A 16,658-nucleotide genomic window follows, 5' to 3' on the forward strand; every position below is an offset into this window, starting at 1 on the left:
TTATTTGTGTAGCTGCTCTTGTAGAAAAACAGTTGTCCTTTCTTTTGCTTCCTCTGTAGATGCATTATTATAATTAGGTGAATGTAAATCCATAAATCCATGTTTTCCTTCTATAATAATTACTGTTGTATTCTTTTTTGAATTAAGTTCTTTTGAAATAGTATTAGGATTAAAAGATACTTCTTCTTTTGCGAATATAAGGAGTGTAGGACACTCAGGATTAATATTCAAATGGTCTCTTATGCGAGAACCACAATATCCTATGATACAATCAAACACTTCAATTTCAGATAATAGCCATGCAAGGGTTGCACCTACACTATATCCAATAACAGTAATTGTCTGATATTGATTTTTTAATTGAAGTCCTAATTCTTTGATCTGATGAAAAGAATCTTCAAATACTTCTTCACTAAAATTTATATATGCTTTCTCTTGTTCGTTATAAGTATATGCAGACTTTCTGTTAATTAGATTAGGGCAAAATACATCATAACCCATTTTAAAATAATCATCACATGTAGTTTGAATGTGTTGATTGATACCGTATATCTCATGCAAGATAATAACTGCATGAGTATTTCCGTTTTGTAGTTTCATCTTTTCCCTCTCTAATTTATATATCTATACTAACATAGAATTGGTTTCTTTCGTTGATTTATTGATATTTAAAAGTGTTGTTGAGTCATTAAAAATGATACCGTATAATGAAGAATATAAAGAGAATATCTATAAAGGAGTGTTTGTTATGAAGCAATATGAAGGTAAAAATGAATATGTGAATAGAATCAATAAAGTTCAAAATTATATAGAAAGAAATATCACAAAAACATTTACTCTTGAAGAGTTATCTGAAGTGGCAGGTTTCTCGAAATATCACTTTCATCGTATTTTTAAGGCAATCACTCATGAATCATTACTTCAATATGTAAACCGCATTAAATTAGAAGTATCAACAGGATTATTAAGTCATCGCCAGGATATGAGCATAACGGATATCGCATACTATCTTGGGTTTAGTGATTCCGCAGTATATTCAAGAAGTTTTAAACAGTATTATGATGTAAGTCCAAGTAACTATAGAGATGATTATCGCAAGAATTGCAAAGACCAGTATAATATTTCTCGATACAATAAGGATGTATCAGATAAGTTGAATCAAAGCGTATCCAAACAGGAAATTGAAGGTAAGGTTGAAATTATTACGATGGATAGTATAAAGGTTGCATATCTTCGTTTTACTGGGGCATACATTGAATTGTCTAAGCAACTTCCCAAGTTGATGGAGCAGTTGTTTATAAATGCATACAATCAAAATCTTCTTATAGAAGGAGAGACGAAAGTGCTTTGTATTTATCATGATAATCCAGAGTTTACAAACCCAGATGATTTGAAGACAAGTATATGTATTACTCTTCCTGATGGAGCAGTGGTTGATGAGAATAGTGAACTGAGTGTTATGGAAATACCAGCTGGTGAGTATATGGTGGGACATTTCTATATTCGACAAGATCAGTTTAGTGCGATGTGGGATTATATATATGAAGAATGGCTTACAAACAGTGGCTATGTACCAAGTGATAATGCACCATTTGAAGTGTATATGAATGATTATCGAAATGATAAACATGGGATACATTTAGTAGATATTTATTTACCAGTTCAACCATTCGCATTTTAATTCAACTCTTATCTGCTATACATCAATATAATAAAGAGGTGAATAATGAAAGAGATAAAAATAAAAGGAGCAAAATTACATAATTTAAAAGATATTGATATTTGTATTCCTAAGAACCAATTGATTGTTGCAACCGGTGTGAGTGGAAGTGGGAAGTCAAGTTTGGCTTTTGATATTATTTTTGAAGAAGGACGAAAACAATATTTACAATCACTAGGTGCACTAACAACAATTGATGATACTTATAAGTTTGATTCAATTGAAGGAATTGGACCTACGATTGCTGTACAGCAGAATACCATTCGACAAAGTAACCCTAGGTCTACTGTAGGAACCAGAACAGGAATACTTACAATGCTTGCACTGCTTTACTCAGGAGAAGGAAAGGTGAACGAAGGTTCTGATTTTGAAGCAGATGAACATTTTAATCCTAGTTTCTTCACTTATAATTCTCCGAGTGGAATGTGTATGAAATGTTCTGGAAAAGGCGCATATTATGAAATTGATATCAATAATCTGATTAAGGATGAACAAATGACCTTATCAGATGTTTTTAAACATGCAGAAGTGACACCTGGATATATGAATGTACTAAAGAGAAGATTCAATGAATACTTTGATATGCCATTTATAAAACTTCCAGAGGAAGTAAAAAATGAAGCAATCTATGGGCGATATGAGAATGGTAAGAACAGTTATGCACTTCTAAGAGCATATGGAAATCGACATCAAAAAGGAGAGGCTGTAGATGATGTTTATTCTCTGTATACTTGTGATGAGTGCAATGGGTATCGGGTTGCAGAGGAAGCAAGAAGTGTTTGTATTGCAGACAAGCATATTGGAGAATTGTGTTTGATGACTCTTTCCGATTTATATCGCTTTCTTCATACAAAAGTAAAACTTTATTTATCTACTCAGATAGGTAAGAATTTAGTGATAGATATTTTAAATAAATTAAATCACTTAATAAATGCAAAGTTAGGTTATCTTACATTATATCGTGAAATGTCTACGCTAAGTGGTGGTGAATTACAAAGACTGTTTCTAAATGAACACTTGGATACAAAGATGGATTCATTAATTTACGTATTAGATGAGCCAACAGCAGGACTACATGCTTCAGAGAAGGAGACTATTGTTTCGTCAGTAAAGCAACTAAAGGAAATAGGGAATACGGTAATTGTTGTTGAGCACGACAAAGGTATGATTCAGGCAGCAGAACATATTATTGATATTGGGCCAAGAGCAGGCAAGTATGGTGGAGAAATTGTTTATCAGGGTGACATAAGTGGATTATTAAAGTCAGAGTCATCAATAACAGGAATGTATTTGTCTGGAAAAAAGGAGATTCCATTAAGGGATACTTCTAGATATGATAAAGATGGTTATGAACTAACACTTCATCATGCGAAAACGAATAATTTAAAGGATATTACTATATCTTTTCCACTACATTCTATCGTTGGAATTGCTGGTAAATCAGGTAGTGGAAAGAGTTCACTGATATCAGATACATTATTACCACTACTACGTAATAATTTTAAATATCAGATAGAAGAAAATCCTATTGATTCTACTGTAAAGATGGATTCGAAGGGTTTGGATGGTATGGAATATATTTCTGGGTTTGCAGAGATTTCACAGTCTCCAATAGGAAGAAACAGTAATTCGAATCCTGCAACCTATATTGGTATTTGGGATAAAATAAGAAGTATATTTGCGAATCAGAAAGAAGGTTATACCGCAAGTCATTTTTCTTTCAATTCCAAAGGAGCATGTGAAGAATGTAATGGAAGTGGTTACGAAAGAATCTGGATAGGAACACAGATGAGTATTAACAAGACTTGTCCAAAATGTCATGGAAAAAGATTCAATGAAGATGCTTTATCGATTCAATATAAAGATAAAAATATCTTTGATGTATTAGCGATGAGTGTAGATGAAGCAGTTTTATTTTTTGATGACCATCCAGCAATCTTGAACACATTAACGATTCTTCAACAAATTGGAATGGGATATATAACACTAGGACAACCTACTCCGACATTAAGTGGAGGAGAATCTCAAAGAATTAAATTAGCAAAGGAAATTGGAAAAAAGAGAAAAGGTAATATTCTTTATATTCTTGATGAACCAACAACTGGATTAAGTCAATATGACATATCTAAATTAGTTACTCTATTAGATCAACTTGTGGAAAAGGGAAATTCAATTATCGTGATTGAACATGATATTGATGTATTAAAAATCTGTGATTATCTGATTGAGTTAGGACCAGAAGGTGGTAATGATGGTGGATATGTTATTGCGAAAGGAACACCAGAAGAGTTAAAGAAAAATTCGAAATCAATTACTGGGAGGTATCTGTGATGAATAGAACAAACCAGATATTATCATTTGATCCAATTAACCCAAGTGATGTGGGAATGAGAGAAGATACACTCTTAGAAATGGATAGAATAATTCCAAGCCAGTTTAAGAATCTTAATGGAATTATTATTGTACGTTCAAACAAAACGATATTTGAACGTTATTATAATGGTTATGATATTGATGATACCTGTCATATTGCATCAGTAACTAAAAGTGTTTTATCAGCACTGATTGGGATTGCAGTAGACAAAGGTTATATAAAAGATTTGGATCAAAGGGTGTTAGATTTCTTTCCAGAATATAAGTGCTCACCTGCTGAAGTGCAGAAGCAGGCAGTAACTATTCGTAACTTGCTTACGATGAGAGCACCCTATATCTTTAAACCGCTTCAGGAGCCAATGGAAAAAATGGTAAGAAGAAAAGACTGGATTACCTTTTCACTTGATATGATGGGAAAGAATGGAAAGATAGGTGAATTCAAATATGCAAATAGTAGTGCGAATTTACTTTCTGCAATCTTAATTCGAACAACAGGAAAAAGTGCAAGAGAGTTTGCTAATGAATATTTATTTAAAGAAATAGGAATAAAGGAAATTCCAGATAACCCAAATCAGACATTTGATTATGAAGGATTATTTGGTAAGGATTTAAAAGGATGGGCAAAAGATCCTTCAGGTAATTCTACAGGTGGATGGGGATTAAAATTAACGACAAGAGATATGGCGAGATTTGGTTCTCTTTATATCAACAATGGAATGATAAATAATAAGCAGATTATTTCTAAAGATTGGATTCAAGCGTCAATAGAAGGAATACCATTAGAGAAAGATATTCATGTAGTATTTCAACGCTATGGTTATTTATGGTGTATCTATGAAAAGGATGGACTCTTTGCTTATATGGCATTGGGGGATGGGGGAAATATGATTTGTTGTATTCCTGAGTATGAACTAGTGGTAGCAATTGCATCAGATACGATGCGTAAGCCAAGAGATCGTTGGGAGCTAGTTGAGAATTATATTCTACCTTCCATAATCAAATAAAAAAAGAAAAGTTCATGAGCACAGTATAAAATGTGTCATGAACTTTTTGCGTATATAAGATATGATTATCCACTAAAAGATGAAAATGTATATTCATATAAATCAGAACGATAATAAGAGCAAGTGTAATGTGCAGGAGTACCATCATCTAAGTAACGAATAGAAATACTATTTAAAATAGCCTTACTTTTTGTTTGTAGTAACTCTGCTTGTTCTTCTGTTGCTTCTACTGCTTTTAATCTGGTAAAGAAACTTTCAATGTTTAAACCAATCTTCTTTGCATAATCCTCTAGTGATTCTACAATTGCATTTAAATCTAAGTTTGGAAAATACTTCATTGGCATATAACTTTCTTGAATTGCAATTGGTGTTCCATTTCCTGTACGTAAACGGCATAGAAAGTATAACGATTCACTAGGATCAATTTTTAGTTCATTTGCGATATCTGGAACATCACTACCTTTGATTGTTTTAAACTCCAGCAACTGACTTCCAGGGATCATTCCAATATTTCTCATATCTTCTGTAAAACTTAATTTCTTTTGAATATTTCTGGTTACTGGCTTTGATGCCACAAATGAACCCTTGCCAGGCATTCGATCAATAATACCTTGAATTGCAAGGTCAGATAATGCATTGTGAATCGTTTGCCTTCCAAAGTTGAATTTCTTAACCAGTTCAGCTTCCGATGGTATTTGGTCTCCTACTTTAAAATTACCATTGGTAATTTCTGATAATAAGTAATTGATAATGATACTCTTCTTAGATGACTGTTTTTCTTTCTTTTCCATGTCTCCTCCTAAATAGTTATATATAGATGTACAATAATTGAATAATTATATGTACTATTCATAAATGTATGATTATATAGATTTATAATAAATCAATAATTCTATAACTGTATCTTCTTTGAATGAAAATAAGTGATTGCCTTTGATGTGGAAAGATTTTTTATCTATGGAAAGACGCAAATTATCCTTTATATAAGCAATCATTTAATATGTTCTCATATATCTAAGTATAGAAGAAAAATGATATTTAATCAATATAGATAAGGTATTATTAGTAATATTTAATAGATAATAATGTATCAATAAGTGTTGTAATTGCAACTATTATATTTATGCAAAACCATCAAATGTACGAAATATTACGAAATGTATGGACATTTAAAAAATCTTGTGATATTTTAAATATATAAACAGTGATTAATTGCAATTAAAACTGATTAGTGGACAAAGTCCATGCTTTAAGAAAGGAGCATATATGAATTTTTTTACGATTCTAATTATTAGTTTGATCACAGGTTTGGCATATTTACAACGTAGAGCTTTAGGGGATTGTCAATTAGAGAGACCATTAGTATTAGGACCAGTAGTTGGGTTAATACTTGGTGACTTTATGACAGGTCTTCAAGTTGGAGCATCACTTGAATTAGTATTCATGGGTGCACAGGCAATTGGAGGATCAGTTCCTTCAAATGTGGCAATTGGTAGTGCTTTAGGGACAACAGTAGCAATTACAAGTGGAACTGGTTTAGAGGGTGCAATGGCAATTGCAGTACCAGTAGCAGTAGTGGCTAGTACATTTGAAATGTTTGCGAAAACAATCTGTGCATTTACGGTACATATTGCAGACAAGTATGCAAATGATGATAATTCAAGAGGCATCAGTATGATGATGCATTTAGGGAACTTTATTCATTTCCTTGCATATTTTGTGCCAACATTTTTGGCATTATATTTTGGAGCAAGTTACGTAACCGAATTGATGAATGCAGTACCAGATAATATTATGGCTGGTATTCAGGCAGTAGGAAACTTATTACCTGCACTTGGATTTGGATTACTATTAAACAACTTAGCAACAAAACAATTTATTCCGTATTTCTTTATTGGATTTGCGATTGCAGCTTATGTACCAGCATTTGGAGTTATGGGAATCGCCTTCCTAGGTATTGCATATGTTAGTTTATACGCATTAAGCGATCGAAACGAGGAGGAGAACTAATATGAGTAACGAAGTAGGATTATCAAAAAAAGATTTAATGAAGTTATTTGTTCGTTCTAATGCAGTACAATCTTCATTTAACTTCGAACGTATGCAGGCACTAGGGTTTGAATGGGCTTTATTACCTGTTCTAAATAAATTATACGCAGATGATAAAGAAGCAAGAATACAAGCATATCAAAGACATTTAAATTACTTTAACTCACACCCTTGGACATGTGGACCAATCTTTGGGATTGTGGCTTCTATGGAAGAGCGAAAAGCACAAGGTGAAGATGTAAGTGAAGAAAATATTCAAGCAGTAAAAGGAGCGTTGATGGGACCTCTTGCTGGAATTGGAGATTCATTATTCTGGGGAACAGTACGTCCGATTTTCGCAGGTATCTGTGCTTCATTAGCGTTAGCGGGTAATTCATTTGCACCAATTATCTTTGTATTAGGATTAAATGCAATTCACTTTGGTTTCCAATACTGGGGTGTAATGAATGGATATAAATTCTCTGATACATTCATGCAAAAAATGGAAAGCATGAAAATCAAGAGATGGATGACAGCAGCAACAATTTTAGGGTTAATTGTTGTTGGTGGATTAAGTGCTACTTGGCTGAATATTTCGACTCCACTTGTTTACTCAGTGGGAGAAACTTCAGTTAGTGTGCAAGATACATTGAATATGATATTACCTAAATTATTAGCACTAATTTCTACACTGGCAGTATATACACTGCTTAGAAAAGGAAAGAGTTCTACATGGGTAATGATGTCAATAATTATAGTGGGATTCGTTTTAGGTTTCTTTGGAATATTAGCATAAAAAGGAGATACATATGAAATTTACCTTAGTAAGAATTGATGATCGTCTAATTCATGGACAAGTTGCACTTGGATGGACTAGATCAAAAGGAATTGAATGCATTTTAGCTGTAGATGATGAAACATCTAAAGATAGCTTCAGAGTTTCTTTATTAAAGATGGCAACTCCTACGGGAGTAAAGTCATTCATTATTGATCAAGATACAGCAATTGAAAAAATTAACAGTGGTTCTTTTGATAATAAGAGAACAATGTTACTTGTGAAAAGCACAAAAACACTATTGGATTTAATTAACAAAGGAATATCAATTGATGAAGTAAATGTAGGTAATTTACGAAATGATGCGGGGAATAAGCTATTAAACTATGTTTATGTAAATGATGAAGAAATAGCTGATTTTAAAGAAATGAGGAATCAAAATGTTAGCTTTTTTGCGCAGTCTCTTCCGGACCAACAAATCACAGACTTTAACTCTATCATTGACAAAATTTAGAAGGAGGAATTTAAATGGTTTTTGATGTTTTAAATCAACCATATGGAAAGAGCAGATACAGTGTTAGTGCAAATAAAGGAATGGTTTGTAGCAGTAATCCATTAGCTTCTTCTGCTGGATTAGAAATATTAAAAAAAGGAGGAAATGCAGTAGATGCAGCAATCGCAACAGCAGCAGTGCTTACGATTGTAGAACCTACGAGTAATGGATTAGGTGGAGATGCTTATGCAATTGTTTGGATGAAGAATAAACTTTATGGTTTAAATGCTTCTGGATATTCACCAAAGTCTATGACAATTGAAAAACTTAAAGAACAAGGGTATACAGAAATGCCAAAGCATGGATGGATACCAGTAACAATACCAGGACAACCAAAGGCTTGGGCAGCATTGATCAAAAAATTTGGAAACTTAGAATTGATTGATGTATTACAACCAGCAATACGATATGCACAAGAGGGATTCCCGTTATCACCAGTTGTGTCATTCCTTTGGGAAAAATATGTAAAGAAGAATAGTGAAGAATTTAAGGATAATCCGATTTTCGCAGAATGGTTTAAAGTTTTTACGAAAGAGGGAAAATCGTATAAATTTGGAGATATTGTTAAATTTCCAGATCATGCAAAATCGCTAAGGTTAATTGGAGAAAGTTATTCTGATGAATTCTATAATGGTGAGATTGCCAATAGAATAGTGGAACAAAGTAAAAAGCATGGTGGTTATATTGAGTTGGATGATCTTAGAGAATACAATGTGGAATGGGTTAATCCTATATCTCTCAATTATCGTGGATATGATGTTTGGGAATTACCACCAAATGGACAAGGTATTGTAACACTGATGTCTTTGAACATATTGAAGAACTTTCCTTTAGAAGAGAAAGAAGATGTAGATACTTATCATCATCAGTTTGAAGCGATAAAACTTGCATTTGCGGATGCATTATCGACAGTTACTGATTTGGATGCAATGAAGATTGATTTCCATAAATACTTAAAAGATATTTATGGTGAATCACGTTCAAGTGAGATTGCAGACTATGCAAAAGATCCTGCACCTTTAAAACAACCAACAAGTGGAACTGTTTACCTGTGTACAGCTGATAAAGATGGAAATATGGTATCTTATATTCAAAGTAATTATATGGACTTTGGATCAGGTATTGTTGTTGAAGACTATGGTATTGCTCTTCAAAATAGAGGGTTTGATTTCTCTTTAAATCCAGAAGATGCAAATGCTTTGTCACCAAGAAAAAGAAGTTATCATACTATTATTCCAGGATTCTTAACCAAAGATGATAAAGCAGTTGGTCCATTTGGAGTAATGGGTGGATATATGCAACCACAGGGACATCTTCAATTGATGATGAACTATGTTGATTTTCATTTAAATCCACAAATGTGTATAGACTCACCAAGATGGCAATGGAAAGATGGGAAACACTTTCTAGTAGAGCCAAACTTCAATAAAGATATTATTGAAAAATTAAGGGAAAAAGGACACGATATAGAAGTGTCTGAGAACTGTTTCTCATTTGGAAGAGCACAAATGATTGTTAAGCTAGAGAATGATGTTTATGTAGGTGCAACTGAATCAAGAACAGATGGTAGTATCTGTTGTTATTAGTTGTATATAGATAATATAGAAAACTAGAAATCTTAGGGGAAAAACAGTGAAAAATTACACGAAAGGTTATTTGTTTATGTCGATGCTAACTTTCATTGGTGGTTTTTTAGATGTATATACGTTTATTACTAGAGGTGGAGTATTTGCGAATACACAAACTACAAATCTAGCAAGGTTAGGATATAATATTGCTACTCAGCAGTTCGCGGATTGTATCCAGTTTATCTTACCAATTATCTCATGTATCATTGGGGGAATTGTATCTACGATACTGATGAAAAAAGGAAAAGATGAATTACATAAGAATCTGCTGATTCTTGAAATACTAATTCTTGTGAGTATTGGCTTTATAACAAATCAAGAATATGATTTAGTAATCAATAGTGTATTATCGTTCATAACCAGTTTTCAGTTAAATCTATTTAGAAAATATGGAAGTCTTGCACACAATACAACGATATCAACAGGTAACCTAAGACAAGTAGGAGAGCTGATTGGAAACTTTATACTAAGCAAAAAGAAGTCAGAAAGAATTCTGTCTATGAAGTATGCATCATTAGTATTTATGTTTGTAGTTGGTGCAGCCATGTCAGTATTTCTAACAGCTATCTTCTCTGAAAAGAGTATTTGGTTTTGTGGAGTGATATTAATTATACTTATTGTGATAGGAACGTATGTTGATTATAAACAAGATGATAAAGAATATAGTATTCAAGTATAATATTAAAAAGACATAAGAAACAAAGAATTTATAGACCATGTAGAACGAGAACATCTGCATGGTTTTCTTTTGTGTATCTAAGTCCGAAAACAGCGAGTTTTTATGATTGTCCTATGGTATACTCTTAGTAGAGGAACTAGAAAATGACACAAAAGAACAACGGCTTCTATGAAGCATTTAAATCAAAAGACCCAAGATTTGATGGCAGATTCTTTGTTGGTGTATCATCCACAGGAATTTATTGTCGACCTGTATGTAAGGCAAAACTCCCGAAAGAAGAGAATTGTACATTTTATGATACTTCTGCTGAAGCTGAGGCCAATGGATATCGTCCATGTCTAATCTGTAGACCAGAGTTGGCACCAGGAACATCTACAACAGATGCAATTCAATCGCTTTCTTATCGTGCTTCTAAAATGTTGGAAGAGACTTGTAGTAGTGGGCAAAGCGTAGAAGAGATTGCGCAGTATCTGGATTGTAGTGATCGTCATCTAAGAAGAGTATTCGCATCACAATACCATGTATCACCAATACAATATCTACAGACATGCAGGTTACTGTTGGCAAAAACTTTATTGACGGATACAAAACTATCAATTTTGGATGTTGCTATGGCATCTGGATTTGGAAGTCTGCGAAGATTTAATGATGTATTCAAAGAACACTACAAACTGACCCCTACAGGATTTCGAAAGAATGCGAAAACAAAAGAACTTCAACCTGAAGATATAACGGTAGCCTTAGGGTATCGACCTCCATATAACTGGGATGAAATGCTAACCTTTTTGTCAGCTCGTGCAATCCCAGGAGTTGAAGTTATTAAAAATCAGACATATTATCGTACTGCATCTTTTATATCAGATAATAAACGTATCAAAGGAACAATTGCAGTTAGTAATGATTCCAAGCGTAATGTTTTAAAAGTAACGGTTGATGTTTCATTATTACCAGTATTACCACAAGTGCTTTCCAGAGTTCGACATTTATTTGATTTATCATGTGAACCACAAATTATTCATGAAAAGTTGTCAGTGATGAATAAGTTAAATCCTGATTACTGTCATTTAGGAACAAGACTACCTGGTAGCTTTGAACCATTTGAAATGTGTGTAAGAGCAATTCTAGGTCAGCAAATAACTGTAAAAGCAGCAAGAACTTTAGCAGGAAGAATGGTGGATACGTTTGGAACACCAATCGAAACTAATATTGATGGATTGACCCATATCTTTCCAACTCCAGACAAAATTATATCTTTAGAAGATAATATTGAAGAGCATCTAGGTTTATTGGGAATTATTAAGACTAGGTCTAATACAATACTGGCATTGGCTCATGCATTTGAAGACAGAAGCATTGATTTTTATCATCCTGCAAGTCCACAAGAAGAAATAGAAAAACTAATAGAGTTGCCAGGAATTGGAATGTGGTCAGCTCAGTATATTGCAATGAGAGCAATGGGATGGACGGATGCGTTTCCTCATACTGATCTTGGAGTTATGAAAGCACTTGACACGCTAAAGTCAAAAGAGATTTTAGAAGCAGCAGAGATGTGGCGGCCGTGGCGAGGATATGCAACAATAAATTTATGGAATTATGAAACCAGAAAGGAACCAAAGAAATGATATACAATACATATTATGACTCACCAATTGGTAAACTAATGTTGGCTAGTGATGGTGATAGTATCATAGGATTATGGATGGAAGGTCAAAAGTATTATGGTGGAAGTGTAAAGGGAGAAATGAAAGATGATGATACACTATCAATATTCATCAAAGCAAAAGATTGGTTAAAGAGATACTTTAATGGAGAGAAACCTGGTATTAATGAATTATCATTATCACCAATCGGTAGTGATTTCCGCCAGGAAGTGTGGCAAATGCTGTGTTCCATTCCATATGGAGAATTAATGACCTATGGTGACATAGCAAAAGCAATTGCCAAGAGAAAAGGAAAGGAAACAATGTCAGCACAAGCTGTAGGTGGTGCAGTGGGACATAATCCAATCTCTATCATTATTCCGTGTCATCGTGTAGTTGGTACAAATGGAAGTCTTACAGGTTTTGCTGGAGGAATTGATAAAAAAATAAAACTATTGGAACTTGAAAAGACAGATATGTCGAACTTACATAAACCAATAAAAGGAACAGCATTATAAAAATAAGTAGCATCATAGTATGTTACTTTTTTAATGCAAAATTATGTGAAAATAAATTATTGGTAAAAAAAGTGAACGGTATTGACACTAAATGCGACATATTTCTATAGGGTCAAATCCTATTGAAGGAGAAAAGATTATTATGAATAGTAAAAAAGTATCTTTAAAAAAATGGTCAGGAAAATTTACAAAGGCATTACTTATTGCATTAACTGCAATTTTAAGTACATCAGTACTAACAACCTTTGTGTTTTCGAATGACGAAACAACAATAACTGGACAAACATCAGAAGATGGTACAGTTTCAATAAATTTAATAGATTATCCAAAGGAGTATTCTAGTTATAGAGCACCGTTAACAATATTTAATGATTCAATTGCACAAACAATTGCACAACATCCTACTACCTATCAAGACAGTTATCGAGAATATATAATTACTACTTATCCAGAAGTGGATATTAAAAAATTAGATGATTTTGTAAGTACAATTAATGGATATAATGCAGATTTAAAAAGTGAATTTGAAACATTTCAAACAATTTATGATAACCAGGGATATGTTGATGCTTACTTATTAAGTGAAGAGTTAACGGCAAGTTATAATTATAATAGTTCAAAGTACAATTATATTGCCTCATTTATCAATACATATGGTGATGAATATAACCAAGAGATTAATGATTTTATTGTGTCATTTTTAGATGATTCTGTTTATTATGTAGGATTTATGGGATACCTCGATTTGGGGTATACAATAGGTAACGATTATGAAAATCAAAAAGCAATTATTTCTAGTGCTTATGATGAAGTATATCAACAAGTTTCTTATTTAAGTGATGATCCGGATGAAAGAAATAAGGTGGTAGCAGATATTATTCAAGATTCAGTAATGGATTGGGTTTATGAAGTTGATATAGATTATTTTAAAGCATACCAAGCACAAGTAAGATTATACTTACAAAATACCAAAGAATTAGGATATGTATATGACACAGATAACAATGTAATTGATTATAGTTGGAATGTAGTAAATAGTAGGGAAATTATACTTGGTGATTTTTTGGCTGATCCTTATATTGGAGGTAGCTTATCACCAGAGTTTCTATCAGCTAATTTAAATGCTGATGGAACTGATTTTATATCACCTGAAGAAGTATATGAAACACCATTTATTCAAACAATTATTCAACAAAGTGTGAAAGATATAATCACTCCATCTGATAGTACAGATACAGCTTTCTATGAGAAAGAAAACTATGTTGAATCTACATATAATGCTATCATTGGTCAATACTATGCAATGAGTATGCCAGGTGCGTATTCACAACCAATTTTACAAGCTTATAATTGGCATTTTGTGTATAAAGCAAGAGACGAATATTATTCAGAACATCAAAAATTACCTGAATTAACAACATGGATTCCTGAAGGACAAACAATAACTGAATATGACCAATACAGGTTACTTAATTATATTAAACTCCCATCTATTGATTTAGAAAAAGAGAGTATAGAAACAGTGACACGTACGGTTCATTATGTATTTGAAGATGGCACAATTGCTTCTCCAGATGTAGTACAAAGTGCAAATTTTAATGTTGTAAAAGAGTTAATCAGTGGCAGAGAAATTGTTGATTCAGAGTCACAAATATTAGCTTCGATAGAAAATCCAACTGTAGATTATGTTCAATCAGATGTAACAGTTTTGCAACCTAATGAAAGTGTAAAAGAAGTAGAAGTCACAAGAAACTCAACAAATGAAGAAATAACAATTGTGTATCCTTTAGAATTTACATTGAATGTTATATACGTAGATGAAGAAGGTACCCAAATTACGGAAAGCGATAGTATTAGTGGAAGGTGGAATACACAATATGATGTAACAGCTATAGAAATTGAAGGTTATGAATTGGTTCAAGTTCCAACGAATGCATCAGGAGTATTTGGGGATAATAGAGAACAAATTACCTTTGTTTATAAAAAGGTAATTAAACAAGATTTAGAAAAGCCAGATGATAAAATAGATGTAAAGCCCACACCAGATGAATCAGAATCGGATTCATCTTCATCAAAAGAGAGTGAAACAGATTCTTCTAAACCAACCGTTTCTACACCAGGCACATCATCTACAATTAATGCAGCAGACTCTCCAAAAACAGGAGATGCTACAATGGCAACAACTTGGATGATACTAATTGGCTCATCAATAATATTAGTAACTTATGTAATTAGTAGAAAAAGAAAATCAGAAAAGTAATTAAACAAGAAAAGACGAGTGCAATCATTATCGATTGACACTCGTTTTTTCCATTTGAATAGAAGTGAGTATTTATATTCTTGTTTCTAGTGTATCCTGCATTAACAGATAGCTGTATTGCCTTACTTCATATGTACATAATTTCATATCATTATTTATATCTGGATTGATATTTTTTAATTGCTGATTACTTAGACATACATAATCAACTCCATAGATATCCATATCCTCTAATCTACATGCTACATTTCTGACACCTACAAAATCAACTAAAATCTTTTTACCAAGAGAATGAGCAATCAATAAAGCATTACGAATTACTTCGTCATCAGCAACAGCAAGAACACTTACAATATCTGCGCCTTCATCAAATGCAACTTTCGCATTTAAGAAATCTTCATCACTGATTTTTAAATCCATCATAAGTTTTGAATTAGAATGTTTTTCTTTGGTTTCCTTCGCCCAGTTGGCTCCATAGATTGATGGAGACATCCCAACGTTAATAATCGCAGATTCTTTATTATCTGAATCCATACACAGCAAGTCTTTAATAATTAAATTTTTCATAACTGATCTCTCCTTTGTCACCTTTAGCATATCAAATAAAAACATGAAAACAAGGGGTTTGCGAAAGCAGAAAGAAATATTGTTGAAACAAAAAGAATAATGCTTTTGATTGTGGGAATATAGAAAAAAGAAACCCAAATATTTAAATTTAGATTTCTATGATTTTTCTAATATTCACTCTTTTTTTATCCTCTACTTTTAGTTTAGTAGTTACAAATACATCAAATTGATCAAATGCTGCATATTGAAAATATGCAGTTTTTTGAAACTTTGAAGCATCACTCACAAGAATCTTACGTTTACTTTTCTTCATAACACTTTGGTTAATAGCAAGTTCATCAGAATCAATATTGGCAGGACCATCTAGATTCATGCAACCATCCATTCCTAATACACATAAATCAAAGTAGATAGAGTTCAGAACTTGTAGTGCAAAATCACCAATTGTTCGCTTACCACTCACTGAGTAATCTCCACCAATAATAATTAATCGATGTTTGGTATCTTGTAAAGTGTTTACTAATTCTAAAGAATTTGTAACAATCGTCAAATTTCTCTTTAGTTTCAACAACTTTCCTAAATAGAGTGCTGTACTACTTGGGTCTAAATAAACTACATCATCATCTTTGATTTGTTCAAGGGTCTTCTCTGCAATCTTTCGTTTATCATGTACTCTTTCTTTAGTTCTGATATCCATTGGAATATCAATAATAGAATCCCGTATTTTAGCACCACCATGATAACGATATAAAAATCCTCTATCTTCTAAAAAGGTTAGGTCGGCACGAATCGTCTCTAATGAAACATTTAATGCTTCTGCTAAATATTCAACTTTTACATCTTGTTTTTCCTGAAGAATTGCTTGAATCTCAAGTCTTCGAATATCGTTTTTTCTAGACATAGGGCCTCCACA

General features: G+C 32.7%; 15 protein-coding genes. 11 read left to right on the plus strand and 4 right to left on the minus strand.

The window, feature by feature from the left end:
• Positions 1-600: a dienelactone hydrolase family protein gene (locus J2S15_RS10840; protein WP_307408168.1), complete on the minus strand. Its 600-nt coding sequence runs from the start codon at positions 598-600 to the stop codon at positions 1-3.
• Between the two features lie 148 nt (positions 601-748).
• On the opposite strand from J2S15_RS10840, the gene J2S15_RS10845 reads away from it, so the two are divergent.
• Genes J2S15_RS10845 through J2S15_RS10855 form a run of 3 tightly spaced genes read left to right on the plus strand, consistent with a single transcriptional unit; the run spans position 749 to position 5,097 of the window.
• The gene (locus tag J2S15_RS10845) at positions 749-1,681 is read left to right on the plus strand and encodes an AraC family transcriptional regulator (protein ID WP_307408170.1); all 933 of its coding nucleotides are present in this window, start codon (positions 749-751) and stop codon (positions 1,679-1,681) included.
• A gap of 45 nt (positions 1,682-1,726) precedes the next feature.
• Positions 1,727-4,051 (plus strand): excinuclease ABC subunit UvrA, encoded by a 2,325-nt coding sequence (locus J2S15_RS10850; RefSeq protein WP_307408172.1) that lies wholly within the window; start codon positions 1,727-1,729, stop codon positions 4,049-4,051.
• A complete protein-coding gene (locus J2S15_RS10855) occupies positions 4,051-5,097 on the plus strand; it encodes a serine hydrolase domain-containing protein (protein ID WP_307408174.1) in 1,047 nt (348 codons plus the stop codon). The genes J2S15_RS10850 and J2S15_RS10855 overlap by 1 nt, the downstream gene beginning before the upstream one ends.
• Positions 5,098-5,162: 65 nt before the next feature.
• Here J2S15_RS10855 and J2S15_RS10860 read toward each other — a convergent pair whose 3' ends face one another.
• The gene (locus J2S15_RS10860; protein ID WP_307408176.1) at positions 5,163-5,888 is read right to left on the minus strand and encodes a GntR family transcriptional regulator; all 726 of its coding nucleotides are present in this window, start codon (positions 5,886-5,888) and stop codon (positions 5,163-5,165) included.
• A 475-nt stretch (positions 5,889-6,363) separates the two neighbouring features.
• Here J2S15_RS10860 and J2S15_RS10865 point away from each other — a divergent pair, with 475 nt between their 5' ends.
• The 8 genes from J2S15_RS10865 to J2S15_RS10900 all read left to right on the plus strand — a co-directional run bounded on the left by J2S15_RS10865 (position 6,364) and on the right by J2S15_RS10900 (position 15,178).
• Entirely contained in the window at positions 6,364-7,107 is a 744-nt protein-coding gene (locus J2S15_RS10865; RefSeq protein WP_307408178.1) for a PTS mannose/fructose/sorbose/N-acetylgalactosamine transporter subunit IIC, read from the plus strand.
• A 1-nt stretch (position 7,108) separates the two neighbouring features.
• Positions 7,109-7,921 carry a PTS system mannose/fructose/sorbose family transporter subunit IID gene (locus J2S15_RS10870; protein WP_307408180.1) on the plus strand — a complete coding sequence of 271 codons (813 nt, stop codon included), beginning with the start codon at positions 7,109-7,111 and terminating at the stop codon, positions 7,919-7,921.
• Positions 7,922-7,934: 13 nt separating this feature from the next.
• A complete protein-coding gene (locus tag J2S15_RS10875) occupies positions 7,935-8,414 on the plus strand; it encodes a PTS sugar transporter subunit IIB (RefSeq protein WP_307408182.1) in 480 nt (159 codons plus the stop codon).
• 14 nt (positions 8,415-8,428) lie between these two features.
• Positions 8,429-10,039, plus strand: a complete 1,611-nt coding sequence (gene ggt / locus J2S15_RS10880; RefSeq protein WP_307408184.1) for a gamma-glutamyltransferase — start codon at positions 8,429-8,431, stop codon at positions 10,037-10,039.
• Positions 10,040-10,085: 46 nt separating this feature from the next.
• Positions 10,086-10,760 (plus strand): YoaK family protein, encoded by a 675-nt coding sequence (locus tag J2S15_RS10885; protein ID WP_307408186.1) that lies wholly within the window; start codon positions 10,086-10,088, stop codon positions 10,758-10,760.
• Between the two features lie 143 nt (positions 10,761-10,903).
• The gene (locus J2S15_RS10890) at positions 10,904-12,382 is read left to right on the plus strand and encodes a DNA-3-methyladenine glycosylase 2 family protein (RefSeq protein ID WP_307408188.1); all 1,479 of its coding nucleotides are present in this window, start codon (positions 10,904-10,906) and stop codon (positions 12,380-12,382) included.
• Entirely contained in the window at positions 12,379-12,918 is a 540-nt protein-coding gene (locus J2S15_RS10895; RefSeq protein ID WP_307408190.1) for a methylated-DNA--[protein]-cysteine S-methyltransferase, read from the plus strand. Before J2S15_RS10890 ends, J2S15_RS10895 begins: the two co-directional genes overlap by 4 nt.
• A 142-nt stretch (positions 12,919-13,060) precedes the next feature.
• On the plus strand, positions 13,061-15,178 hold the full coding sequence (locus J2S15_RS10900; RefSeq protein WP_307408194.1) for a MucBP domain-containing protein: 2,118 nt from the start codon (positions 13,061-13,063) through the stop codon (positions 15,176-15,178).
• Between the two features lie 72 nt (positions 15,179-15,250).
• On the opposite strand, the gene J2S15_RS10905 is transcribed toward J2S15_RS10900, so the two are convergent.
• Positions 15,251-15,745 carry an orotidine 5'-phosphate decarboxylase / HUMPS family protein gene (locus tag J2S15_RS10905; protein WP_307408195.1) on the minus strand — a complete coding sequence of 165 codons (495 nt, stop codon included), beginning with the start codon at positions 15,743-15,745 and terminating at the stop codon, positions 15,251-15,253.
• 148 nt (positions 15,746-15,893) lie between these two features.
• Positions 15,894-16,646: a DeoR/GlpR family DNA-binding transcription regulator gene (locus tag J2S15_RS10910; RefSeq protein ID WP_307408197.1), complete on the minus strand. Its 753-nt coding sequence runs from the start codon at positions 16,644-16,646 to the stop codon at positions 15,894-15,896.
• Positions 16,647-16,658 lie beyond the last annotated feature (12 nt).

The organism is Breznakia pachnodae (assembly GCF_030814225.1).
GTDB classification, from domain to species: Bacteria; Bacillota_I; Bacilli_A; order Erysipelotrichales; family Erysipelotrichaceae; genus Breznakia; species Breznakia pachnodae.

What these genes read in the sequence shown, in the direction of transcription:
- J2S15_RS10840 (WP_307408168.1), bottom strand. Translation starts at nt 600, where the DNA reads ATGAAACTACAAAACGGAAATACTCATGCAGTTATTATCTTGCATGAG.
- J2S15_RS10845 (WP_307408170.1), top strand. Translation starts at nt 749, where the DNA reads ATGAAGCAATATGAAGGTAAAAATGAATATGTGAATAGAATCAATAAA.
- J2S15_RS10850 (WP_307408172.1), top strand. Translation starts at nt 1,727, where the DNA reads ATGAAAGAGATAAAAATAAAAGGAGCAAAATTACATAATTTAAAAGAT.
- J2S15_RS10855 (WP_307408174.1), top strand. Translation starts at nt 4,051, where the DNA reads ATGAATAGAACAAACCAGATATTATCATTTGATCCAATTAACCCAAGT.
- J2S15_RS10860 (WP_307408176.1), bottom strand. Translation starts at nt 5,888, where the DNA reads ATGGAAAAGAAAGAAAAACAGTCATCTAAGAAGAGTATCATTATCAAT.
- J2S15_RS10865 (WP_307408178.1), top strand. Translation starts at nt 6,364, where the DNA reads ATGAATTTTTTTACGATTCTAATTATTAGTTTGATCACAGGTTTGGCA.
- J2S15_RS10870 (WP_307408180.1), top strand. Translation starts at nt 7,109, where the DNA reads ATGAGTAACGAAGTAGGATTATCAAAAAAAGATTTAATGAAGTTATTT.
- J2S15_RS10875 (WP_307408182.1), top strand. Translation starts at nt 7,935, where the DNA reads ATGAAATTTACCTTAGTAAGAATTGATGATCGTCTAATTCATGGACAA.
- ggt (WP_307408184.1), top strand. Translation starts at nt 8,429, where the DNA reads ATGGTTTTTGATGTTTTAAATCAACCATATGGAAAGAGCAGATACAGT.
- J2S15_RS10890 (WP_307408188.1), top strand. Translation starts at nt 10,904, where the DNA reads ATGACACAAAAGAACAACGGCTTCTATGAAGCATTTAAATCAAAAGAC.
- J2S15_RS10895 (WP_307408190.1), top strand. Translation starts at nt 12,379, where the DNA reads ATGATATACAATACATATTATGACTCACCAATTGGTAAACTAATGTTG.
- J2S15_RS10900 (WP_307408194.1), top strand. Translation starts at nt 13,061, where the DNA reads ATGAATAGTAAAAAAGTATCTTTAAAAAAATGGTCAGGAAAATTTACA.
- J2S15_RS10905 (WP_307408195.1), bottom strand. Translation starts at nt 15,745, where the DNA reads ATGAAAAATTTAATTATTAAAGACTTGCTGTGTATGGATTCAGATAAT.
- J2S15_RS10910 (WP_307408197.1), bottom strand. Translation starts at nt 16,646, where the DNA reads ATGTCTAGAAAAAACGATATTCGAAGACTTGAGATTCAAGCAATTCTT.